15 protein-coding genes and 1 tRNA gene are annotated in these 23,034 nt (G+C 69.1%); 9 read left to right on the top strand and 7 right to left on the bottom strand.

Features of this window, described 5'->3' with window-relative positions:
• Window positions 1-113: 113 nt before the first annotated feature.
• Window positions 114-1,127, top strand: coding sequence for a questin oxidase family protein (locus ABZ622_RS16465; RefSeq protein WP_360543644.1), 1,014 nt, complete (start codon window positions 114-116; stop codon window positions 1,125-1,127).
• Between the two features lie 90 nt (window positions 1,128-1,217).
• On the opposite strand, the gene ABZ622_RS16460 is transcribed toward ABZ622_RS16465, so the two are convergent.
• On the bottom strand, window positions 1,218-1,997 hold the full coding sequence (locus tag ABZ622_RS16460) for a class III extradiol ring-cleavage dioxygenase (protein ID WP_360543603.1): 780 nt from the start codon (window positions 1,995-1,997) through the stop codon (window positions 1,218-1,220).
• Between the two features lie 163 nt (window positions 1,998-2,160).
• Here ABZ622_RS16460 and ABZ622_RS16455 point away from each other — a divergent pair, with 163 nt between their 5' ends.
• Entirely contained in the window at window positions 2,161-2,673 is a 513-nt protein-coding gene (locus tag ABZ622_RS16455; protein WP_360543601.1) for a MarR family transcriptional regulator, read from the top strand.
• Window positions 2,674-2,776: 103 nt separating this feature from the next.
• Here the strand turns inward: ABZ622_RS16455 and ABZ622_RS16450 are convergent, their stop codons facing one another.
• Together ABZ622_RS16450 and ABZ622_RS16445 are read right to left on the bottom strand one after the other, a co-directional pair.
• Window positions 2,777-4,309, bottom strand: coding sequence for an MFS transporter (locus ABZ622_RS16450; RefSeq protein WP_360543599.1), 1,533 nt, complete (start codon window positions 4,307-4,309; stop codon window positions 2,777-2,779).
• Window positions 4,310-4,487: 178 nt separating this feature from the next.
• On the bottom strand, window positions 4,488-5,150 hold the full coding sequence (locus ABZ622_RS16445; RefSeq protein ID WP_360543597.1) for a helix-turn-helix domain-containing protein: 663 nt from the start codon (window positions 5,148-5,150) through the stop codon (window positions 4,488-4,490).
• Between the two features lie 361 nt (window positions 5,151-5,511).
• Here ABZ622_RS16445 and ABZ622_RS16440 point away from each other — a divergent pair, with 361 nt between their 5' ends.
• Window positions 5,512-6,789, top strand: a complete 1,278-nt coding sequence (locus ABZ622_RS16440) for a M6 family metalloprotease domain-containing protein (protein WP_360543595.1) — start codon at window positions 5,512-5,514, stop codon at window positions 6,787-6,789.
• 77 nt (window positions 6,790-6,866) lie between these two features.
• On the opposite strand, the gene ABZ622_RS16435 is transcribed toward ABZ622_RS16440, so the two are convergent.
• On the bottom strand, window positions 6,867-8,558 hold the full coding sequence (locus tag ABZ622_RS16435; protein ID WP_360543642.1) for a class I adenylate-forming enzyme family protein: 1,692 nt from the start codon (window positions 8,556-8,558) through the stop codon (window positions 6,867-6,869).
• Between the two features lie 149 nt (window positions 8,559-8,707).
• The gene (locus ABZ622_RS16430; protein ID WP_360543593.1) at window positions 8,708-9,283 is read right to left on the bottom strand and encodes a TlpA disulfide reductase family protein; all 576 of its coding nucleotides are present in this window, start codon (window positions 9,281-9,283) and stop codon (window positions 8,708-8,710) included.
• A gap of 647 nt (window positions 9,284-9,930) precedes the next feature.
• Between ABZ622_RS16430 and ABZ622_RS16425 the strand changes: the two genes are divergently transcribed.
• The 6 genes from ABZ622_RS16425 to ABZ622_RS16400 all read left to right on the top strand — a co-directional run bounded on the left by ABZ622_RS16425 (window position 9,931) and on the right by ABZ622_RS16400 (window position 20,727).
• Window positions 9,931-10,003, top strand: a tRNA-Arg gene (locus ABZ622_RS16425).
• Between the two features lie 290 nt (window positions 10,004-10,293).
• A complete protein-coding gene (locus ABZ622_RS16420; RefSeq protein ID WP_360543591.1) occupies window positions 10,294-15,171 on the top strand; it encodes an AAA domain-containing protein in 4,878 nt (1,625 codons plus the stop codon).
• Window positions 15,168-16,010, top strand: a complete 843-nt coding sequence (locus ABZ622_RS16415; protein WP_360543589.1) for a hypothetical protein — start codon at window positions 15,168-15,170, stop codon at window positions 16,008-16,010. Before ABZ622_RS16420 ends, ABZ622_RS16415 begins: the two co-directional genes overlap by 4 nt.
• Before the next feature lie 81 nt (window positions 16,011-16,091).
• Complete coding sequence (locus ABZ622_RS16410; protein WP_360543587.1) at window positions 16,092-17,435, top strand: hypothetical protein; 1,344 nt, start codon at window positions 16,092-16,094, stop codon at window positions 17,433-17,435.
• A gap of 420 nt (window positions 17,436-17,855) precedes the next feature.
• Window positions 17,856-19,934, top strand: a complete 2,079-nt coding sequence (locus ABZ622_RS16405) for a restriction endonuclease (protein WP_360543585.1) — start codon at window positions 17,856-17,858, stop codon at window positions 19,932-19,934.
• Window positions 19,935-20,349: 415 nt separating this feature from the next.
• Window positions 20,350-20,727 (top strand): VOC family protein, encoded by a 378-nt coding sequence (locus ABZ622_RS16400; protein WP_360543583.1) that lies wholly within the window; start codon window positions 20,350-20,352, stop codon window positions 20,725-20,727.
• 52 nt (window positions 20,728-20,779) lie between these two features.
• Here ABZ622_RS16400 and ABZ622_RS16395 read toward each other — a convergent pair whose 3' ends face one another.
• Window positions 20,780-21,646 (bottom strand): hypothetical protein, encoded by an 867-nt coding sequence (locus tag ABZ622_RS16395; protein WP_360543581.1) that lies wholly within the window; start codon window positions 21,644-21,646, stop codon window positions 20,780-20,782.
• 41 nt (window positions 21,647-21,687) lie between these two features.
• Window positions 21,688-22,926 (bottom strand): HEAT repeat domain-containing protein, encoded by a 1,239-nt coding sequence (locus ABZ622_RS16390; protein WP_360543579.1) that lies wholly within the window; start codon window positions 22,924-22,926, stop codon window positions 21,688-21,690.
• Between the last annotated feature and the right edge of the window lie 108 nt (window positions 22,927-23,034).

Genomic DNA, 23,034 nt, shown 5'->3' with positions numbered 1-23,034 from the left:
ACACGAACGCCCCCGCCGCGGACAGCACGGCCGCCACGGACAGCACGACCGGCGCGGACCGCACGGCCGCCACCACCGCGGGCAGCACGGCCACCACGTACAGCGCGGCCATCATGGACGACGCCACCGGCACGCTCGACGAGGCGCTGGAGCGCCTCCACGGCTCGGGCCCCGAGCGCAACGGCTGGCTGAGCAATCACGGCCCCATGGCCGTCGAGGCGCTGGTCCGGCACGGCCAGGCACCGGCCGTCCACCGTTGGCTCGACCACTACGGCCACAAGCTGGAGGACATGCCGGACACCGCGGCCCGGGTGACGGCGGAGAACTGGCGCGAGGCCCTCGGTGACCCGCGCCGGATCGCGGACTGGACGGAGTACTTCGAGCGGGAGACGGCCGAGCGCCCCTGGCGGGACGTCCTCGTCGAGTGGTGGCCGCGACTGCTCCCCGGCATCGCGGCGGGCGCCACCCACCCCGTGATCCGGGTCGGCCACTCCGTACGCACCCTGCTCACCGGCGAGGCGACCGCGCCCCGGATCACCGAACTCGCCCACGGCCTCGGTTACTGGGCCGCCCGCCACCAGCCGCTGCCCGTGCTGGCCCCACTCGCCCCCGCACCCACCGCCGCGGCAGCGCTGGACGCCGTGCCGCCGGTGCCCGAGCAGGACGGCGGGATCCGGGACCGGCTGGCGCAGCTCACCGAGTTCCCGGTGTGGCCGCAGCGGTTCACCGACGACCCGGACGAGGCGCGGGACCGGCTGGCGGAGCTGGTGCGGGCCGCGACCCACCGGTTCGCCACGCACGGGCACGGCGAGCCGATCATGCTGGTGCACGCCGCGACCGCGCCCAACGCCGTACTGCGCACCCTGCCCGCGCTCCCCCGCGCGCTCTGGGTGCCGAGCCTGGGGGCCGCGTGGGCGGCGAGCGCCGCGGTCACCGCCGCGTACAGCCCGGCCGAGGCCGTTCCGTACACACCGGCGGCCGCCTCCGCCGACGAACTGTTCGCACGGGCGGCGGCACACGGCGACGATCACACCATCAAGTTCACCGACACCGCGCTGGACATCGGCGACGAGACGGCCCTCGCCGCCGCACTGCGCTCCATCGAATTGAACCCACCGGCCCTGTAACCCCCACCGGCCCCGTAGCGCCCACCGGCCCTGCGACCCCCACCGGCCGTGCGACACCCGCTGCCCCACGGCGCGCGGCAGGCGCCGGACTCAGCCGAACTGCACCGACCGCTTCGCGAGTCCCATCCAGAACCCGTCGATGACGCTGCGCCCCCGGTCCAGCTCGCCCTCCGAGGCGCCGAGCGTCACGAAGAGCGGTGCGAAGTGCTCGGTGCGCGGGTGGGCCAGCCGGCCGGCCGGGGACTTGTTCTCGAAGTCGAGCAGCGCGTCGATGTCCTGGGCCCGGAGCGCCCGGTTCCCCCAGTCGTCGAACTCCGCCGACCAGCCGGGGATGCCGCCCGCATGCCGCAGGGCGGCCAGGTTGTGGGTGAAGAAGCCGCTGCCGACGATCAGGACGCCCTCGTCGCGCAGCGGCGCGAGCTTGCGCCCGATGTCCATGAGCTTCTGCGGGTCCAGCGTCGGCATGGAGATCTGGAGTACCGGAATGTCCGCGCCCGGGAACATCTCCACGAGCGGGACGTACGCCCCGTGGTCGAGCCCGCGGTCCGGTATGTCCTGGACCGGCGTACCGGCGCCGCGGAGCAGCTTGCGTACGCTCTCCGCCAGCTCCGGTGCGCCCGGGGCGTCGTACCGCACCCGGTAGTAGTGCTCGGGGAATCCCCAGAAGTCGTAAACGAGTGGGACCGTCTCCGTGGCGCCGAGCGCCAGCGGAGCCTCCTCCCAGTGCGCGGAGACCATCAGGATCGCGCGGGGGCGGGGCAGGCCGGCGGACCAGGCGGCCAGTTCGCCGGGCCAGACCGGGTCGTCGGCCAGCGGCGGGGCGCCGTGGGAAAGGTAGAGGGCGGGCATGCGCTCCGCGGTGACTGTCATGGCACTCCCCATCCGCTGCTGATCCGGGTAAGTCTTCTACTGAGGCTTCTGCCGAGGCCTCTACAGGCGCTTTTTTGAGAAGGAAGGGTTCTTTAATCTTCAAGCTTCCTTCCCCCGGAGACCTTAGCTCTATCTAGTTCAACTTTCAAGAAAAGGTCGTACAGTGGAGTACATGACCACGGCATCCACCGGCGAGCCGCGCTGGCTCTCCGACGAAGAGCAGAGCGTGTGGCGCGCGTACCTCCACGCCACCACGCTCATGGAGGACCACCTCGACCGCCAGTTGCAGCGCGATGCCGGCATGCCGCACATCTATTACGGACTGCTCGTCCAGCTCTCCCAGGCCCCCCGCCACCAGAAGCGGATGACGGAACTGGCCAAGGACGCCAAGATCACCCGCTCGCGGCTCTCGCACGCCGTCGCGCGGCTGGAGAAGAGCGGGTGGGTGCGCCGCGAGAACTGCCCGTCCGACAAGCGTGGCCAGAACGCGGTCCTCACCGACGATGGCTTCGAGATGCTGCGCCGGTCCGCACCGGGCCATGTCGACGCCGTACGCCAGGCGATGTTCGACCGGCTCACACCCGAGCAGGTGCGCTCGCTGGGCGAGATCATGCAGGTCGTCGCCGCCGGTCTGCAGCCGGAGGGCACGGACGCGGACCTGCCCTGGCTGCGCTGAGCCGCCCGCTCGCCCGCGCACACCCGCACCGCGACATGGCTGTGCCCCGGTTCCGCCGAAGCGGGACCGGGGCACAGCCATGTCACACGTCACGCACGGCCGTTCAGTGGGCGACGACCGGGACCTTGAACTCGTCCTCGACCCCATCGGACTCACCCGAACCGGAGCCTCCGGTCGCCGGGCCCGCCGAAGGACGGCCGGCGTTGATGAAGGTCACCGCGATCGCGGAGGCCGCCACCAGGATGCCGACGGCCCACCAGATGGCGCCGGTGAAGCCGTGCACCATCGACTGGAGCTTCAGCAGCTCCGGGTTCCTGGCGCCGAGCGCGGTGTGTGAGGAGGCGTACGCCGTCGCGGCCGACGCGGCGATGGTGTTCAGCAGCGCCGTACCGATCGCGCCGCCCACCTGCTGCGAGGTGTTGACCATCGCCGACGCGACACCCGAGTCCCGGGGCTCGACGCCATGGGTGGCCAGCGACATGGCCGGCATGAACGCCGTACCCATGCCCAGCCCCAGCAGCAGCTGCGCGGGCAGGATGAGACCGACGTAGGAGGAGCCGATCTCCAGCTGCGTCAGCAGCAGCATGCCGACGGCGGCGACCAGGAAGCCGGGGCCCATGAGCTTGCGCGCCGGAACCCGGGTCATCAGTCGGGCGCCGATCTGCGTCGAGCCGGTGATCATGCCCGCGATCATCGGGAGGAAGGCGAAGCCGGTCCTGATCGGCGAGTAGCCCTTCACGACCTGGAGGTAGTACGTCAGGAAGAGGAACAGCCCGAACATCGCGATGACGGCCAGACCCAGCGAGAGGTAGACACCACCGCGGTTGCGGTCCAGCAGGACGCGCAGCGGCAGCAGCGGCGACTTGACCTTGGACTCGATCAGGACGAAGGAGAGCAGCAGCACCGCGGAGGCGACGAACATGCCGATGGTCAGCCCGTCCGACCAGCCCGCGGACTCGGCGCGGGTGAACCCGTACACCAGCGAGACCAGACCCAGCGCGGACAGGACCACGCCCGGGATGTCGAGCGAGGCGCGGTTGCGGCTGCCGGCCGGCTCACGGATCACGAAGTACGCGCCTGCGGCCGCGACGATCGCGAACGGGATGTTGACGAAGAACGTCCAGCGCCAGTTCAGCGCCTGGGTCAGGAAGCCGCCGAGGATCAGCCCGACGGCGCCGCCGCCACCGGCGATCGCGCCGTAGATGCCGAACGCCTTGGCGCGCTCCTTGGCATCGGTGAACATCACGGCGAGCAGCGACAGGGCCGCGGGCGCGAGCAGCGCGCCGAAGACGCCCTGGAGCGCGCGGGAGCCGAAGAGCATCGCCTGGTTCTGCGCCGCGCCACCGAGCGCGGAGGCCAGCGCGAAGCCGATCAGGCCGACGACGAAGGTCCGCTTACGGCCCCAGAGGTCGGCGATCCGGCCTCCGAAGAGGAGCAGCCCGCCGAAGGCGAGGGCGTACGCCGTGATGACCCACTGCTTGTTGGCATCGGATATGTCCAGGGCCGTCTGGGCGTGCGGCAGCGCGATGTTCACGATCGTGGCATCGAGCACGACCATCAGCTGCGCGAGGGCGATGAACGCCAGCGCTTTCCAGCGGCTGGGGTCCGGGAGTCGGATATCGGCTGTTTTTGGCATGGAGGTACCCACCTAAGGACGCGCACGCACACGCAGGCACGCGAGGGCGCGAAGAGATTCGTGAACCGGGACGAAACGCCGGTAAAGGGAAGACGTTGGACGGGCGGTCGGTGAAAGGAATGTTCAAGGCGTGGCGGGCGCGCCGCGCGGCCCCTGGCTCAGGAGCCCGGCGCGGATGTCATGGCCGGCGCCGCAGGTCCTCCAAGGTCGCCGCCGTTCCGGGCAGTTCGGACCGGGCCGGGGCCTGCAGTCCGTCCAGGAACAGCTGTAGATGGCGGTGGGTGAACCGGTCGATGTCCAGGCAGCCGGTGCCGGGCAGTGGACGGGTGAGCTGGGAGAGGGCGACGAGTACGTCACCGACGGCGATGTCGGTGCGCAGCCGCCCCGCGGACATGGCGCGCGCCACGAGCCCCTCGACGGCCTCTTCGAGGCGCCGGCGCTCGGCGAGCAGTTCGGGATGGTCCTTGTCGAAGCCGCCGGACAGCATCGGGCACAGGGCCCCGATCCGTTCGTCGGCCGCCGCGTGCACGAAGCGGCTGAGCGCCGCGAAGGCGTCGGCCTCCTCGGCCGCCGCCTCTTCCGCGCGGTCGGTGGTCCGGGAGGTGACCGCGAGCACGACCTCGTGCACCAGTGCGGCCCGGTCGGGGAAGTTCCGGTAGAGGGTGGCGTTGCCGACGCCGGCGCGCCTGGCGACCTCGTCGAGCGGCACATCGGGCCCGAACTCGACGAACATCTCGCGCGCGGCCGTCACGATCCGCCCCCGGTTGCGCAGCGCGTCGGCCCGCGGACGGGGCGCCCGGGGCTGCGCCGCTCCGGCGGCAATGCGGCTGACGGTCTCCACGACGACGGCCTCCTTCTGTTTCCGCTTCTTCCACCACACCTGCTGTGACGGTCACCGGTCACCGGTCACCGACCTCCGGTCACCACTCTCCGGCCTCCGGTCACCCGGTCACCGCTCTCCCGTCTCCGGGATGCAAGCTCCCACAACCGGGGACCATCTCCCCGGTTCGCGGGGGACACCGATTCAAACGGGGAACGACTCCCCGGTTATTTCCTCATCGTGCTGTGACCTGAGCCACATTCCTGAACGGGAAAACCAGCCGAACGGCGCACCCAACGAGCGGCACCGCACCACCCGCAACAGGCTGATCCGCAGAGCGCAGTCAGGGTCGGCCGACTGCCGCGGACCCCGAGGCGCCTCTATGCAAAAGCCCCGCCACCGGATACGCAGCCACCGCCGCCCGATCGCACTCGCCTCCGCAACAGCCCTGGTCATAGCCGCGATGGCCACCGCCAGCAGCACTCTTCCGATAGCCAGCCGGGCCTCGGCAGGACCGGTGGCCACCGCCCGTTCCGCAGGCATAGCCTCGTGCCGGATACCGGCGACCATGGGCGTACAGATGTCGGAGGGCATGCCGACCCCGGAGGGCTACGCCCGCTCCACGGGCAGGGTCCGCGCCCTCAACCTGATGATCGACTTCCCCGACGCACCGGGGGCCGGCAAGGCGATGGACCGGTACGCCGAATTCTTCCCGCAGACCACCGACTGGTTCCGGACCGGATCGTACGGCCGCCTCACCTACGTCCCCGACACCCCGCTGAAGTCCTGGCTGCGGATGCCACTGCCGTTCTCGGGGTACGGAATAGACCGCGGCTCACCGTACGAACCGGGCTACCGCCACCTCGTCCAGGACATCGCCACCGCCGCCGAGCCGAAGGTGGATTTCGCCGCGTACGACCTGGTCAACATCCTGGTCACCCCGAACGCCGGCCCCTCCGCCCTGGACACCGTCCTGTCCGTGACCTTCTCCGGCAACGACGACGCACCGAAGGGCGACGGTGTTCCCCTCGCCAACACGTCCTTCATCTACAGCCACCAGGACGACGGCTCGGGCTCGTTCAAACAGACCGGCTACCGGGTCCTGCCCCACGAGAACGGCCATGTCTTCGGCCTCCCCGACCTCTACACGATGGAGGGCGGCGGCTCGGTCGGGCACTGGGACATCATGTCCGAGGACTGGGGGGCCAACAACGACCTGCTGGGCTGGCACAAGTGGAAGCTCGGCTGGCTGGACAACAAACAGATCAGCTGCGCCGCACGCTCCGGCACCAGCGACCACGTGCTCGGCCCCCTGGCCACCAAAGGCGGCACCAAGCTGGCGTTCATACCGCTGAGCGGCGAGTCCGGCTACGCGGTGGAGGTGCGGACCCAGGCCGGCAACGACCAGGCCATCTGCCGGCCGGGCGTACTGATCTACAAGGTGAGCTCGGACATCGACACCGGGCAGGGCCCGGTCTCCGTGGCGGACAGCACCAAGGGCAGCACCGGCTGCACCCGGCTGCCCAATGTGCACGCCGAGCTGTCCGACGCCCCGTTCCAGCCCGGCGAGACCTTCACCGACCGGACCAACGGGATACGCATATCCGTGGTCGACAAGGACAAGAAGGGAAACTACCGGGTCCGTATAACCCGCCCCTGACGCCCCCGACGCCCCAAACATCCCAGATCTCCCAGGCCCCAGAGGCCCCTCAGTCCAGAACCACGCGCTGCTTCCCCTCACTCACCCCGGAGCTCCGCTTCGACGGGTCCGCGCAGCTCGCGCTTGAGGATCTTCCCGGTCGGGTTCCGGGGCAGCGGCTCCTCCCGTACGAGCACATGGGCCGGGACCTTGAACGCGGCCAGGCTGCGTCCGACGTGCGCCCGCAGCTCCTCGACGGTGACGGCGGCACCGGCCCGCAGGCACACGACCGCGGCGACCTCCTCCCCCAGGACCGGGTGCGGCACCCCCAGCACCGCCGCGTCCTCGACGTCCGGGTGGTCGTGCAGCACGGCCTCGACCTCGACGCAGTACACGTTCTCCCCGCCGCGGATCACCATGTCCTTGATCCGGTCGACGACGGTGACCCGCCCCTCCCGCACCACGGCGAGATCGCCGGTCCGGAACCACCCGTCGGTGAACGCGCGCGCGGTCGCCGCCTCGTCGCGCCAGTAACCGCGGACCAGGGACTGACCGCGCAGCCACAGCTCCCCGACCTCGCCCTCGGGCAGCGCCTCGCCCGCGGGCCCGGCGATCCGCACCTCGGTGGTGGGGGTGGGGCGGCCGACGCTGCCCGGGTGGAGCCGGTACTCGGCGCCGAAGTTCGCCAGGACGCCGCCGCTGGTCTCGGTGAGGCCGTAGCCGTTGCGGGGTTCGATGCGGTCGCCGTGCCGGGCGGTCAGCCGGGCGACCAGATCGGGCGGCGCGGCGGCCCCGCCGGTGTTCAGCATCTGCAGGCTCTCCAGCCCGTCGCCCGCCTGCTCGGCCGCGGCGAGCAGCTGGAGCGCGGTCGCCGGGACGCCGGCGTAGTGGGTGACACCGTGCTCGCGGATCAGCCGCAGCGCCTCCTCGGCGTCCCACTTCCGCATCAGCACGAGGGTGCCGCCCGCCGCCATCGCCGCGTAGAAGCCGGTGAACGCGGCGACGTGGAAGAACGGGAACGTCAGCAGCGACACCGGGGCGGGCCCCTGCCCCGGGATGATCCCGCGCCCGAGCGCGGAGGCGGCCGCGTGGAACCGCGGGTTGAGCACCGCTCCCACCTGGGCGAGATGGGTGGCGACCGCACCTTTGGGCCGGCCGGTGGTGCCGGAGGTGTAGATGATCGTCGCGTCGTCCTCGGGCCGGATCTCGACCTCGGGGGGCGCGGCGAGTGGATCGGCCGCAGGCAGATCCTCGTACCGCTCGACCCGCCCGGCCCCCTCGCCCCCGTCCGGGACCGCCTGCTCCCCGTGGAAGACGACCACCCGCGCCCCGTTCCCGGCCGCCCACCCGGCGATCCTGGGCAGCCGTTCCCCGTCCACCAGGAGCACCCGGGGCCCGCAGTCGTCGAGCGCGTACGTGAACTCGTCCTCGGTCCACCAGGCGTTGAGCGGTACGGCGACCAGGCCGGCCAGCTGGGCGGCCCAGAAGGCGATCTGCCACTCGGGGTGGTTCCGCATCGCGACGACGGCCCGGTCCCCCGGGCGGAGCCCGTACACCTCGGCCATCCGGCAGGCCAGCGCGGAAGCGGCGGCGAAGAACTCCGCGTACGAGTAATCACGCTCCCCCGAGACCAGGAACGGCCGGTCCCCGAAGGCCCAGGTGGTCTCCACGAACTCCCGGAGCGTCCTGGGCCCGTCCGCGTACACGAGCGACCCGGCGTGCACCCCGTCCTCCACCCGAACCACGGCGAACGGGGCGCCCGGACCGGTCAGCGCGGCTTCGATACGGATGGCGGCCTCGGCCGCGGCTACGGCGGCCTCCGGGGCGGGGGCGGCGCGGGTCGGGTCGGCGGCGGGGGTCGGGTCGATGTGCGGCACGAACGACCTCTCTAAGCGCTTGCTCAGTACATTCGCGACGTTATGCCCGCCCCCGCCCCGCGTCAAGGCACCCGAGCGGCGGCGACAAGCCCCTCCAGCCGGCCTTCACTGACGGGCCCGGACGCCGTCGCGGCGATCCGCCCACCCGCATCGATGACAAGGGTGACGGGCACCCCATGAGTGCTCAGCAACCCCTTGGGCAGCGTGAAGAACTGCTTGCCGCCCGGATCGAGAACGCTGGGATAGGGCATGTCGAACTCACGCACGACGCCCTGCGCCTCGTCGACGAACCGGTCCCGGTTGATCCCCAGCACGACGACACCCTGCTGCTCCATCTTCCGGTGGTACCGCACCAGAACCGGAATCTCCTTGCGGCAGGGTTCGCACCGGGAGGCCCACACGTTGACCACGACCGTCTTCCCCGCGAAGTCGGAGAGCTGAACCGGCCTCCCGTCGACATCGGCCCCCATGAAGGCCGGCGAGACCGGACGGTGCGCCTTCTCTATCGTCAGCGTGCCGTCCTTGTTGCGGTGGTAACCCGCGGGAGTGCCTGGATCACTGCCACTGAACGCGATCACTCCGACAAGAGCGACGGCAAAGGCAAGGGCGGCCAGAAAGGGAACATAGGGGCGTTTCATGGGGGGTCCTTCGACGAATCGACGGTCACCCGCCGTGCGGCACCCGGCCCGGAAGTCCCCGTCCCCCAACACACCGCCACACCCCGCCCGCCCGCACGGCGACACCCGCCGCTCCGGGGAAGACCCGAGATCTGCTGTGCGTACAAGACATGCGGAAATACCCCCGTGCCTGCTGCACAACGGTTCTTGCTGGTCAGTCAGAACGGTACGCCCGCCCCCAACTGCCCTCACGAACAGCCCCCTTACAACCCCGCCCGAAGCGACGAACGCGTAGCCGCAGGGCATCGGGCGGGACGGGGCGGGACGGGAACGACCGTGACACGTCTCCGGCGGGACCGGCCTGCGCAAGCCCGATCTGCCGGGCTGTCAGTGAGCGTCGCGACACATCAGGTTCCTCCCGGGCAAGCCCCCTCGGCAAGATGCCTCACCCCCGCCCCCAACCCCCTCACGCCCCCACTGGCACCACCCCTGCCCACCCCCACAGGCACGCGGCATGAACCCGAGGGCGCCGACCTCACTCCACCCGCTACACTGTCGGCGGTGGCCGAACCTTCATGGGCCGGGTCACCGCAAACCTGTCGGCAAGCTGATCTGAGACCCGTCACCCACCAGGCTCGGGCTTCGTACACGTCTTCCGACAGATCTCCGCCTTCGTAGCTCAGGGGATAGAGCACCGCTCTCCTAAAGCGGGTGTCGCAGGTTCGAATCCTGCCGGGGGCACAGCGCCAAGGGCCGGTTCAGGGGCTTGCCCCCCTCGAACTGGCCCTTTCGCGTGATCCCGTCCGTGCCACACACGTGCCGCTGCGTCGCGGCACCTCCTTGCCGCTCGCGGAGCATCGCCGCCTGTCGATCGGCGATCGCACGGTCCCGATCGGTGGTCCTGTGCTGAAGAGCAGCGAGCACAGTGCACACCTCCCCTCCCCATAGCCCCCTTACGCCTCACCGAACCCGACACCTGAATCGCGCCACAATTAGTCACCATCCACCGCGGAACGTAACCGCTGCCCGACATGAGCACGGAAGCGCACGCCCGGTCGTTTGATCTGCAGGCACTAGCGATCGAGAATCTCCGGCGGTCTCGCCACATAGGCTCCCACCTGCATAGAAGCACTTTCATGAAGCCCCCATCGTGCGAGCTTGACCAGGCCGATCGGGGCGGGCACGACCAGCCCGTCCGGCAACGTGCCCAGTACTGGGGCTGTGAAGCGGATTCGGTCATTCTGCCCGGAGCCCGTTGCCGCGATCTTGAACGACCCTCATTCTGGAACGTTCGTCAGCGGCCGAGAAGGAGAATGGTGAACGTTTCGCGACACCACGCGAGTGATCCTGACGTCATCGGGCAGACAGCAGGGCTGATCAACTTCCTGCGCGACGTGGTCCATAGCAGCCACCAGCGACAGCGTGACGACCGCGGTCGTGAACGCCTCTGGCTGGCCCAGCTGCCGGAGCCCATCCGCAGGCCGGCGTCGCGCGATGACGGCGTGCTGCTGACACTCGGCCACGTGCCGCAGAGCGCGCCGCCCGACCTGCCCGCCTCCCTCGACGGCTGGGTCGAGCCGACACGCTGTCTGGATCCCGATGGAGGTGATCCGCCTCTTGCCGAGGAGGGTCCGGGGCGGGAGCTGGTGCGCGTCGCGGACGAGAAGGAGCGGCTGGAGGAGGAAGGTACGCTGCGCCGTGAAGAGGCCGGCGAGGTGCTGCGGGCCTACGGCGCCTGGCTGGACCGCTGGCGCAGGTGGGCGGAGCGGGAGCGCGCGGAACGCCCGCTCCGGGAGCTCTACGATCGGGTCTACGCATGGCACCAGAAGCTGGCCCAGGAGGACGACCAGACGGAACTCATCCTAGGCGTCGGGCTATTGACCTGGGATGGCCCGCACGAGGACACTGTGCACCGCCATCTGTTCACCCATCGTGTGGAAACGTCGGTGGACCGCCGCACAGCAAAGCTGACAGTGCGGCTGTCATCGGAAAGCGCCCTGCGTCTCGAAGACCAGGACTTCCTGGACAGTGACGACGGATGGGTACGTGAGCGCGGGGCCGCTCTCTCGGAAGAGATCACCGCTCGTGGGATGGACCCGCTGGGGCCCGCAACGCTGGAACAGCTGGCGCAGTGGCAGGAGCGGGCGACCACACGTCCCATGGGCTTCAGTGCCTCGTGGGAGCCACCCCGCACACCTGAGCCTGGGGCGCGCCTCACATACGCGCCCGCCCTGGTCATGCGCCCTCGCAACCTCAATTCTCTGCTGCGGTACTACGGCCAAATCGCGGAAGCCGTGGCCTCGGAGGGCCGCGCACCGCTCGGCTTGGCCCAAATGGCCATGACGATCGAGACCAACGACCGATCTACCTGGGACGGGACCCAGAGGGCACCGCTCTTCGGTGACGATCCTCTCTTCCCGGGCAAGACGAATGCACAGCAGCGCAGCGTGCTAGGGCGCCTGGAGCACGACACCGGCGTGGTGGTCCAGGGCCCGCCCGGCACGGGCAAGACCCACACGATCGCCAACCTCGTCTCCGCGTTGCTCGCACAGGGCCAGCGGGTGCTCGTCACCAGCGCCCGCGACCAGGCGCTGACGGTGCTGCGGGACAAGCTTCCTCCCGCAGTGAGGGACTTGTGTGTCCTCCTACTCAGCTCCACTCGCCATGATGGGGCGGGCGAGCTGGAACGCACCATCAACGCGCTAACCGACCAGGTGGCCACCAGTGACCGCGACGAACTACGCGCCGAGATCGGCCGACTCACCGGCGAACGGGATGAGGTACGGGGACGCATCGAGACGCTCACAGAGCAGGTGATCTCGCTCCGAGAGGCCGAGTACCGGCATCGGAGCGTGGCTCCGGGATACGCGGGAACGCTCGCCGAGATCGTGGAGCGGGTTTGCGCCGGTGCCGAGGAGTTCGGGTGGGTCAGCCCCCTCCCGGACACCGCCGTGGACGCTCCGCCGCTGGCCTCCGAGCAAGCCCAGGAACTCCTCCTCTTGCTGCGTGACGGCGCGGGTGAGCCGCGCGCGGGCGGCGCGCTTCCCGTCCCTGACGAGCTCCCTTCGCCCCAGCGCGTCGCGGACGTCTTCGCGGCGGGCCGCCTCAGCGACGAGGGTCTTTCTCCGGAAGCCGTCGAGTTCCGGAACCTGCTCGCCCCTCTCGACGCATCCGTGACCGCCGAGCTGGCCTCGCTGCTCGATGCCTGCGAGACGGCCCTTCATCACCTCGGGGTGCCTGCCGACGCCACGCGTTGGGATCTGGATTCCTGGATCACCCGGGCGCTGACGGACCGGCTCCGCCGGTCCGACCTTGGACTGTGGCAGCGCGTGACAGCCGTCACCGAAGACATCCAGGCGGTTGCGCGGGACGTGGACACGCTGGGCCTTCGCCTGGTCACCATGCCCAAGGACCTGGATCCCCAGAAGGCCGGCCATCTGGCGACCGTCGGCTCCGCGCTCCGAGCCCACCTGGCCACGGGCAAGACCCTGCGATCCCGGTTTCCGAGCAAGGTACAGAAGAACGCCAGAGAGTTGCTGGACTCCTGCACCGTCGACGGCCGTGCGCCGCAGACGACCGATGACCTGGACGCAGTACTGGCGTACCTCCGGGCCCACTCCGCGCTCGTGGGCGCGGCCACACGCTGGCAACAGGCGAAAGCCGCGATCCCCCCAGGGGACGTGGAGGTACAACTGGCCGAACTGACCGCACGCGCCGAGCGCCTTGAGCACGTGCAGGCATTCGGCTCGGCTCGGGACCGCGTCGACGAGCTTCTCGTACGTCACGGCGTACGCCTGACGGTCGCCTCCCGCCGGGCGTGGCAGGACTTCAATGCCGGAGTCGCCGCTCTCCATGGCCGACGCGCCGCCGACGAGGCGGTCGCGCAGCTGGCAGCGTGGGACGAACTCCTGCGTACCCCTGTCAATGGCGCGCAGCCATCTTCAGAGTCCATGTCTCTCGTACAGGCCCTCCGCGATCAGGACGTGGACGCTTATACCGAGGCCCTGGAGGCACTGGCCGCCGCGCACCGGCGGGAGCACCACACACGCCGGTGCGCCGAACTGCTGGGCGTCCTACGCGCCGCTCACCCTCTGCTGGCAGGCCGCCTCGTGGACAGCGCCGGCAACCCCGACTGGGAGGAACAGCTGGGCGCCCTGGAGCAGGCTTGGGCGTGGGCGAAAGCCTCTCAGTTCCTGGACAGGCAGCGCAGGCCCGGACTGGAGCGCAAGCTCGAAGGCGATCTCAGCGAGAACGAAACCCGGCTGGAACATGTGACTGGTGAACTTGCCGCGGCCTGGGGTCGGTTGCACTGCCTGGAGCGGATGACGCAGGACCAGCGGTCGGCGCTCCAGGCGTACCGGACGCACGTGGCGTCCCTCGGCAAGGGCAAGGGGCGGAACTCGGGGCTCTTCAAAGCCGCGGCGCGCGATGCCATGTCCGTGGCCCAAAACGCGGTCCCCGCATGGGTCATGCCCATCCCACAGGTCGCCGAGATGGTGCAGGCGAAGCGGGACGCCTTCGACGTCGTCATCGTGGACGAGGCCAGCCAGGCGGGCATGGACGCGCTGTTCCTCCTGTGGCTGGCTCCCCGCGTGATCGTCGTCGGTGACGACAAACAGTGCGCGCCCTCCGTCACGCGCAACGGCCGTCACCAGGCCATCCAGGACAAGCTGGCGGCCCATCTGCCGGACATGCCCACCCGGCTGCGCCAGCTCTACACGCCACACACCAACCTCTACCAGTTGCTGTCCACCTTCTTCCCGCAGGTGATCCGCCTCGAAGAGCACTTCCGCTGTGTGCCCGAGATCATCAACTGGTCCTCCAGCACTTTCTACGACAACAAGCTCCTGCCCCTGCGCCAGTACGGCGCCGAACGGCTGGACCCGTTGCGTACCCATTTCGTGGAAGGCGCCGTGGTCGCGGGCCGCGACAGCCGTGTCCACAACCCCAAGGAGGCCGAGGCGATCGTCGACTGCCTGGCCAGCCTGGCCAAGGACCCCGCATACCAGGACAAGACCATGGGCGTGATCGTGCTCCAGGGCTTCGGGCAAATCAAGCTCCTGGAGAACCTCATCGAACAGCGGCTGCCGGCCACCGTGCGCGAACAGCACCAGATACGCGTCGGCAACGCAGCCTCGTTCCAGGGCGACGAGCGCCACGTCATCCTGCTGTCCATGGTCGTGACGAACCCACCGCGCGCAGCGGGCGGGAACAAGAGCGAGCAACAGGCGTACAACGTCGCCGCCAGCCGGGCCCAGGACCAGATGCGGCTCTTCTACTCGGTCCCACCGGATCGCCTCAAGCCACACGACCTGCGGCTCAACCTCCTGACATACATGGAGAACCCGCCCGCCGCGCTGGAGGCCGCCGACGACATCGGACCGGTGCTGCCGGACGTCCGGAGGGCTCCCTTCGACTCGCTCTTCGAACAGCAGGTGTACCTGGAGATCAAGCAACAGGGCTACCACGTAGTCCCGCAGTTCCCGGCCGGCAGCAAGCGCATCGACCTGGTGGTGGTAGGGGCCCGCGGTCGGCTCGCAGTCGAGTGCGACGGTGACGCCTTCCACCGCGCCACGCGGGAGCAGATCGAGAGCGACCAACGGCGGGACCGTGAACTGAAGCGCGTGGGGTGGAAGTTCTGGCGGCTACGGGAGAGCGACTTCCGCTTCGATCCCGTCGAGGCCCTCGACGGCCTGTGGGAAGAACTCGACCGGCAGGGGATCCGTCCCGCGAACTACACGCGGTCCTCGGCGGCCACCCAGTCGGTCAACTCCAACGCCGGCTGGAAGCCACTCGACCTCTCCTCGGACGACGCACTCACTGATGACGACGGCACCGGGGACGAGCAGACCGACGACCGGTACGACGACCAGACCGACGACGACACCATGGAGGACGACGCCGCATGACGCAGGAAACCGTTCTGGGCCCGCTCGACGGCAACACCTTGAAGGAGCTGGCCCGCGTCATCTGCGGCGACGACCACCTCTTCTACCGCAGGGGCTTCGAGATCGCCCAGTTCCTGGAGAACGCCGGGTGGCGCCACGTGCCCGAGTACGACGGCGAGTACCGGGGCGAGTGGGCACTTCAGCTACTCACGGAACGTCGCGAGAGCCCTACCGAGCTGGAAAAGGTGCTCCTCAGACTCGCGGACGCGCGCGAGTACCTCGAAGAACCCGGCGTCCTCCCGAACGTCGTAAACGCGGTCAACACCTTCCTGGTCCACGAAGGCTTCCGCCTGGAGAACCCCGGTGGCAGACCCAGGGTTGTCGTCTGCGACCCGACCATGACGCACCCGGGCCAGCAGGCATCGGTCGAGCTCAAAGCCACCATGGCCGAGATCATCCGCGAACCGCGGATGGCCGCGCTGCTCCAGCGCCGGCTGGACGAGGCCCGCACCTGCTATGCCAACGGAGCCCACGTCGCGGCCATCATCATGCTGGGCAGCCTCCTCGAAGGCGTCCTCCTTACGGTGATCGAGGAGCGCGATGCCTCTCTGCTGGGCAAAAAGGACCCCGATTTCATCGGTCTCAAGCCTCTCATCGACATCTGCCACAAGGCGGGCTGGGTCGACGTCGACATGGAGCGCTTCAGTCAGGCCCTCCGCGAGTACCGCAATTTCGTCCACCCACGGTGTGAGTTCCGCGAGGCGCACACGCCCGACCGCGACACGCTCACAGTGTCCTGGTATGTCGTGAACGGTGCTCTTAACGACCTCGCGGCCAGCCAGCCCAAAGCCGGCGCATAGAGCGGGGACGAACGAAAGCCACTGCGTGGCTACCGGGCCACGCAGTCAGACCAGGAACAACAGAGCACGAGGGGGAGCAGGTTGAAGCTCACGGCAGAGGTGCTGAGAGACCTTGCGGAGCCGTCGAACGTCGCAGTCCACTCGAACTCGGAGCTGGCCGGGGATGTGCGCGCCGCGGCGGCAGACGACGACAAGCAGAGAAAGAGTAAGGAGCTCGACCCGCTTCGACGAAGGCCGGAGCTACAGCCCATACCGGCGAAGGATCTCAACCGACTCGTGCAAATCACGCCCTGGGAGGTGCTGCACACCTTGGGACGGTCTATTACCTTGGCCCGGCGCGGCGCGGGACGCGGCCTCGCCGAGCACTGGGGCTGCCTCAAGTACAACCAGGCTCTGACCGGGAACCCGGACTCCTTCATGGCCCTCTCGGTCGAGGGCCGGGAGACCGCGGACTACTACAAGGCGCTTCAGTCGGGAGAACTCGGCACCGGTTTCGCGCTGGCGCTCGCCACACGACTCCTGAGCATGCGCTACCCGGATCACTTCGTCTCGATCGCGCCGGCCGACACGGCCCTGCGTGCAGGATGGGCCCTGACCAGCAGGGACTCCGGCCCGAGGTCGGGCTACCGGTACCGCCCGCAGTTCTTCGCCGAGGTATGGAGACCCGGCGAGCCCTCTCGCGTCTTACCGATCGCATGCAAGGGCAACCACAGTGGGCTCTCCACCTCGCATACTCAGCTCGCATCGGCTTCCGCCCACGTTGAGGCGGTGCAGATCGGGGCATGGGATGAGACACCGTGTCTCGTGTTCAGCACTGAGCTCCCCCTCGACGGACCGCTGACGGTCCACACACTGGAGGCGGGAGGAAAGGGCGGTTGGCTGGACGCTCCGGGCCGCTTTCTTGATCACGCGTTGGAGGACGAGAACGTCTATCCCGGCATCCGGCCGCCCACGCAAGGCGACAGGCCCATGGAGCCCGAACTCGGCTATCACGTGAGCCCGGATCTCTACGCATGGTTCCAACATGCCCTCGCCCGCACATCCGCAGCCGGTCTCACCGCCTTCGCTGGGGACGGAAGGGCGACCGCCCCGTACCTGACGAAGCGGCAAGGGCAGCGGCACTTTACAGACTTGACACACGCGGCCACGGACAGCGTCCAGGACGCACGCCACCGGTTCCTCGGCATCGACTTCGTTGGCACGGACCACGTCTTCCGGCTCAACCGGAAGCGGGTCGAGGCATTCTCCGGAGTCGCGGAGGATCTCTTCCGCCACCTTGAGGAGGGGCAGGTGAAGCAGTACCGCCACGAAATCTACGCGCGCCGGTCCACCTGGCCACGCGAGACGTGGGACCCACGCTGGAACGGTCCTGTCTCCGTGCACCCTGACGGTTCCGTGCTGGCCATGCGCCTACTACGCGATTAGTCGACGCTGCATGTATGCACAGGCGGCGCTCGGCCCTTTCATGAGCGGAGCTCATGAGTCTGGTCCGATAAGCGGAACAGGCTCACGAGCACCGACACGGGGCCTGTATCTGGGGTGCAGCGCATCACACACAGGGCTATTCCTAGGCCGAGGTGAGGTTCCCCATCCACCACAGCCAAGGGCCGGCACACTCCAGACGGTTCGCCACTGAGCAATGGCACCGCCCGGCAGGAGGCACCGTCCCGTCGACAGGCACCGCTTCTCCTTGGTATGCACAGGCTAGGGCGTATCGGAGGCCATCTGCGGCAAGGGCATGGGCGCACGGCTGGTTGCCGACTAGAGTCGCCTCATCACTGCTGGTTATGGGGCCAGGGCTTGGTGCACGCACGCCGAGTCTCTGGTGGGGAGGGCCTGTAGAGCATGAGCCGTCGCTCCAATGGGTTGGTCGGTGTCTGGGCTGAAGCGCAGCGCCAACAGCAACGTCAACGTGAGGCGCAAGCCAGATACCAGCGGGATCAGGAGAGGCAACAACGCGCCTACCAGCAAGAGCTGGCGCGCAGCCACCGTGAACAGAGAGCGGCGTATCGGGAGCAGCGCGAGGCGGAGGCCCGGCGGCGCACGGAGGAACTCGACGCACGGGTTGAGTCGTTGCAGGGTCTGTTGGCGGCAGGGTGCCGAACTCCGGTGTTCAGGGCCGATGCACTGACTCGGGCGGAGCGGATCGAGGCATTCTCCCCGGGACAGCTCGCGCACCCCGTCCGCATGCCGGACCCGAACCAGTACCAGCCGCAGGGTGGTTGGACCGCCGCAAGGCGAGCTCAGGCACAGGCGGAGGCCCGATCCAGGTTCGAGCGTGACTGGCAGGCCGCGCAGGCTGCGGAAGCACAACGTCAGCACCAGTTGGCCACCTACCAGCTGCAGTACCAGCAATGGGCCGAAGCCCAGCTGGGCGAAATCCGTCGGCACAACGCCGGCATCGCAGAGATGACAATGGGGCTTCGCAACGGAGATCCCGAGGCCGCGGTGGAGTATTTCTCCGCCGCTCTCTACGCCTCGACCGGTTGGCCGGAGGACCTGCCCCGTCAGGTGTCCGCAGCGTACGACTCCGGTGCGCGCCAGTTGGTATTGAACTGGGAGCTGCCCAAGTACGACGTCGTCCCGGAGGCGAAGTCGGTGCGCTACGTGATCAATGCAGATCAGGAGAAGGAGTCGCCCCGACCGGTCACGCAGCGCCGCGCCCTGTACCGGGACGTACTCGCCCAGTGTCTCCTGTTGGTTCTGCGTGACCTTTTCGCAGCCGATGAGTTCGGTGCGCTGGAATCGGTCGCGTTGAACGGGTTCGTGGACGATCACGACCCGACGACCGGCAGACGGGCACCCATGTTCCTCGGCACAGTCATGGCTTCGCGTTCGAGCTTCGCCGAACTGCATCTGGAACAGGTGAACGCTGTCAACTGCCTGGTGGACGGACTTCGGGGGCAACTGTCATCGCGCCCCGATCAGTACGCGTCCGTGCGGCCCGGCCGGGTTCCCGAAGACGTCGGTAACGGTGTCGTCACCCATGGAGGCGACGAAGAGCCGGATCTGTACGAGATGGACCCCATCGCCTTCGAAGTGCTGGTCACCGATCTGTTCCGGGCCATGGGCATGCAGGCCGTGACCACACAGCGCTCGAACGACGGTGGCGTGGACGTCGATGCGCTGGACCCGACCCCGATTCGCGGCGGCAAGATCGTCGTACAGGTCAAGCGCTACCGCAACACCGTGCCACCGACAGCCGTCCGCGACTTGTACGGCACCGTCCAGGGCGCCGGAGCCAACAAGGGTGTGCTGGTCACGACGTCCGGATTCGGCCCCGGCTCGCACACCTTCGCCAACGGCAAGCCCTTGGAACTGGTGGCAGGCTCCGAGCTGGTCGACCTGCTGCACCGCCACGGGCTGCGCGGGCGACTGGGCAGCGGCGAACGCCCGGTGCCCGCCCAGCGGACAGCGCCGGACAGTGAGACCAGCACGGACGACCACAACGTGCTGGGCATGTACTGGTCGGGCAACGTCGCCTTGGACGTGTGCGCGCTCGTCTGCCACGGCAACCGGGTGCTGGACGACGACCACTTCGTCTTCTTCAACAATCCCCGGACACCTGACGGCACGGTCCGCGCGCTCATCCCCGTCGCGCCGGACAGAGCCGCCATCCAAGTCTCCTTCGATGCGATACCGACGCGCGCGGACCGTCTCGTCATCATCGCCGCGGTCGATCCTGTCGCCAACCCCGCGGCCGACCTGTCCGGCTTCACCGACGCCGGTATTCGGCTGCTGGACACCGAGAGAACCCCACTCGACCAGTTGGAAGTGTCCGATGGCCGCACTGGCGAAACCGCCCTCGTGCTGGGGTCCTTCCGTCGCCGCGCGAACGGCGACTGGGAGTTCGTCAGCGGAGGTAAGGGATACCGAGGCGGCTTGGAGGAACTGGTACAGGAGTACGGCATTAATGTGGATTAGCGCCACTGCCGACATGAGACCTCAAGCGGGGTGCCGCCGATCCTTCGTGTCTGTCACGAAGACCCGCTGCCGACCGTCTGCCGGGTAGCCCCGGTTCAGAACGGATTCAGCACACATCAGGACGGGAAACCACGCGAACACGTGAGAACTCGGGAGAGGAATTCTCCCAGGCGAGGCACCCTACGCCGGAAATTTATGCAGGTCACAGCCTCGCCCAGGGAAAACTCCTAAAGCGGGTGTCGCAGGTTCGAATCCTGCCGGGGGCACAGAGAAACACCAGGTCAGGAGCCCTTTCGCCCGCCAAGGCGGGAGGGCTCCCGGCTGTGGCACGCGTGCGGAACGGTGGACAGGTACCCGCGCGCGCCTCGCGGCGCTGTTGGGGTCCGGACAGTGCAGCCGGTCTACGCTGCCGCACATGATCGCCAAGCTGCAGTGTGTGGTGTTGGACTGTTCCGATGTGCGTGAACTTTCCCGGTTCTACCTGGCGCTTCTCGGCGGCGTGGTGGACCGGCCGGATCCTCGGTGGTCGCTCGACGCCAGCTGGTCGACCCTTCATACCGACTCGGGGCTCGTGCTCGCATTCCAGCGGGTGGAGGACCATCGGCCGCCGCGGTGGCCGGATCCCGCTCATCCGCAGCAGTTCCATCTAGATCTGGGCGTCGCGGATCTCGACCTGGCCCAGGAACAGATTCTCGGACATGGAGCTTCGCTGCTCGATGCCGGTGACGGCAGGCGTGGTTGGAGGATTTACGCGGACCCGGCGGGTCATCCTTTCTGCCTGGTTCGCGACTGACGATCCGTGTGGGGCCCTTCTCGCATGAGGCCCTTCTCGGTTTCGTGGGGTGTCAGTCGCTGTCGCCGAGGAGATTGAGGTTCGCCCACTTGGGGTTGGGTACGGTGCGTTCCTCGGTGCGTGTCAGGCTTTCGACGCGGTATCCGCCGAGGGCCTTGCACCGGTCGCAGTAGAGGACGTAGCTCCCCACCGCCTTCGCCACATGGCTCAGGGCCATCGGTCCGCCGCACTGCTCGCACGGTCCGTACGGGCCGGCGGGGGCGTCGGCGTACTCGTGGCGTGGCAGGTCACGGAGTTCGCAGAACATGGCGGGCAGGGTGTGGTTCTCGATGGCGGCGCGGGGCAGGCCGTTGAGGCCGAAGAAGTTGCCGAGGGCTGTGTACAGGAGCTCGTACGAGGGGGTGTGCGGGGGGACTTCGCCGTCCTCGTCCTCCTCCTCGCCCGCGTCCGCGTTCCAGCCGAGGTCGGCCAGGGCGGTGTTCAGGAGGTCGGGGCGGGAGCCGTTGGACCCGCTGTCGGAGTAGCCCCAGAGGTGCTGCCCGTCGTGCATGACATCGATCTGGGCCGGGTCCATGCCGGTGTAGACGGCGCTCACGGTGCGGATGCCGTGCGAGGGGTGGTGGCCGTACGGGCTGTCGGGGCCGGTGCGGCCGTGTTCCCAGTACGCGGTGCAGGGCAGCAGTACGAACGACCAGCCGTTGCCCGCGTCCCCGATGCGGCCGACGTCGGGGACGGACTGCTCCCACGGCGGCGCGGCCCGCTCGATCGCCGCGACGGTGTCCGCGTCCAGCACCGGCGAATCCGCCGGGGCGCCCAGCCGCACCGCCAGTTCCTCGGCCGGTATGCCCTCCGCGAAGGTGAGGTAGTAGCCGTCCAGGCCCCGGTGAAGCCAGGCGAGCCCATCTCCGTGTTCGATCACGCGTGCGAGCGTAGGTTGTGTACGGGGAGTCCCGTCCGGTTTCAGCGGCCGTCGCGGCGTCGTTCGTACCGCCACACCTCGTCGAGGTCGTACTCGTACTCGTACGACGTTCCCGGCGGTGCGGGAGGAAGGCGGCGGGCTCCCTCCACGCACCGTTCGTCGTCATGGCGCGCCAGGCCGTGAACGGCGGCGGCCCGGACCGGGCGGCTCGTGTCGTCCAGCAGGGCGGCCATCGCCCCGGCCAGTTCGGGGGCGCGGTCCCTGCCGTCGGCGACCGTGCGGCAGGCGCCCCGCCGGACCTCCGCGTCCGGGTCGGACATCAGGTCCACCAACGCCTTCCGGACCGTGGCGGAGAAGGTCGGTGACCATCTGTCGAAACCGGAGGCCACCGCGCGCCGGACCCTCGGATCGGGATGAGCGGCATGGGGCAGCAGGGCCTCGTCGCCGCGCGGGTCGGCGTGGTCGGCGAGGCCGGTCAGCAGTTCGGTGAGCACCGCGTCGTCCGTCTCCTCGGCCGACCAGTCCAGGAACAGTTCCAGCGCGGGGGCCGCGAACCGGTCTTCCTCGCTGTCGTCGAACAGGTGGGTCAGCCGCAGCACTTCGGCGCCGAACAGGCGGTGCACCGGGTCCGGGTCGGCACGCAGGACTGTTGCCGCCTCCCAGGTCTCCCGGTCGCGGCGGTGGGACAGGAGGAGGGTGGAGGCGGACCAGGTGGCGTGCTGCTGGTCGGGGCGGGTCAACGCCCGGTCCAGCAACTCCTCGAAGGGAGCCCGGAGCCCGAGCACCTTCTCCAGGTTCGTCAGGATCGCCGCGTGCCCGTCGCGTACGGTCGCGCCGCCGAGGGAGAAGCCGAGGGAGAACTCGTCGACGCCCTTGCACTCGTTGTCCTGGACGTGGGTACGGGCGACCGCGCCCTGTGCACCCGTACGGCGCCGCAGCTCCGCCTCGACGCCGGCCTCGTACCAGTGCCGGGCGAGGCTCCGTGCCTCCAGCAGTTCGGCCTCGCGGTGGCGGTGCCATGCGGCCGTGTCGTGCAGAACGGCTTCGGCCACGGCGGGCGAGCCCGAGTCGACGGCCTTGCGCAGCGGCGGTACGCCGTCCGGTCCGCACCGGCCGGGGTCGGCGCCGTGCGTGGCGAGCAGACGGACGACTTCGTCGGCGTGCGCATCAATCGCCTGGCACAGAGCGGGAGTTCCGTGCTCGTCGCGCACGTCGGGGTCGGCGCCCGCCGAGAGCAGGGCTTCCACGGCGACCGCGTCCCCGGCCCGTACTGCGGACATCAGATCGGGCATCAGCTCGGAGGGCGGTGCGGATGTCGGTGGGGATGTCGGTGCAGATGTTGGTGGGGAGGTGGACTCTGTTGTGGGTTCGCTCTTGCCCACCTCTAT

The organism is Streptomyces sp. NPDC007164 (genome assembly GCF_040634135.1).
Classification (GTDB): Bacteria; Actinomycetota; Actinomycetes; order Streptomycetales; family Streptomycetaceae; genus Streptomyces; species Streptomyces sanglieri.
The sequence above is the reverse complement of the archived record's forward strand: the minus strand, read 5'-3'. Positions and strand labels throughout refer to the sequence as shown.

Bases quoted from the DNA above. Each gene is read 5' to 3' on its own strand.
- ABZ622_RS16420 (WP_360543591.1), top strand. From the start codon at position 10,294: ATGAGCACGGAAGCGCACGCCCGGTCGTTTGATCTGCAGGCACTAGCG.
- ABZ622_RS16465 (WP_360543644.1), top strand. From the start codon at position 114: ATGGACGACGCCACCGGCACGCTCGACGAGGCGCTGGAGCGCCTCCAC.
- ABZ622_RS16440 (WP_360543595.1), top strand. From the start codon at position 5,512: ATGCAAAAGCCCCGCCACCGGATACGCAGCCACCGCCGCCCGATCGCA.
- ABZ622_RS16400 (WP_360543583.1), top strand. From the start codon at position 20,350: ATGATCGCCAAGCTGCAGTGTGTGGTGTTGGACTGTTCCGATGTGCGT.
- ABZ622_RS16390 (WP_360543579.1), bottom strand. From the start codon at position 22,926: ATGTCCGCAGTACGGGCCGGGGACGCGGTCGCCGTGGAAGCCCTGCTC.
- ABZ622_RS16430 (WP_360543593.1), bottom strand. From the start codon at position 9,283: ATGAAACGCCCCTATGTTCCCTTTCTGGCCGCCCTTGCCTTTGCCGTC.
- ABZ622_RS16450 (WP_360543599.1), bottom strand. From the start codon at position 4,309: ATGCCAAAAACAGCCGATATCCGACTCCCGGACCCCAGCCGCTGGAAA.
- ABZ622_RS16405 (WP_360543585.1), top strand. From the start codon at position 17,856: ATGAGCCGTCGCTCCAATGGGTTGGTCGGTGTCTGGGCTGAAGCGCAG.
- ABZ622_RS16460 (WP_360543603.1), bottom strand. From the start codon at position 1,997: ATGACAGTCACCGCGGAGCGCATGCCCGCCCTCTACCTTTCCCACGGC.
- ABZ622_RS16415 (WP_360543589.1), top strand. From the start codon at position 15,168: ATGACGCAGGAAACCGTTCTGGGCCCGCTCGACGGCAACACCTTGAAG.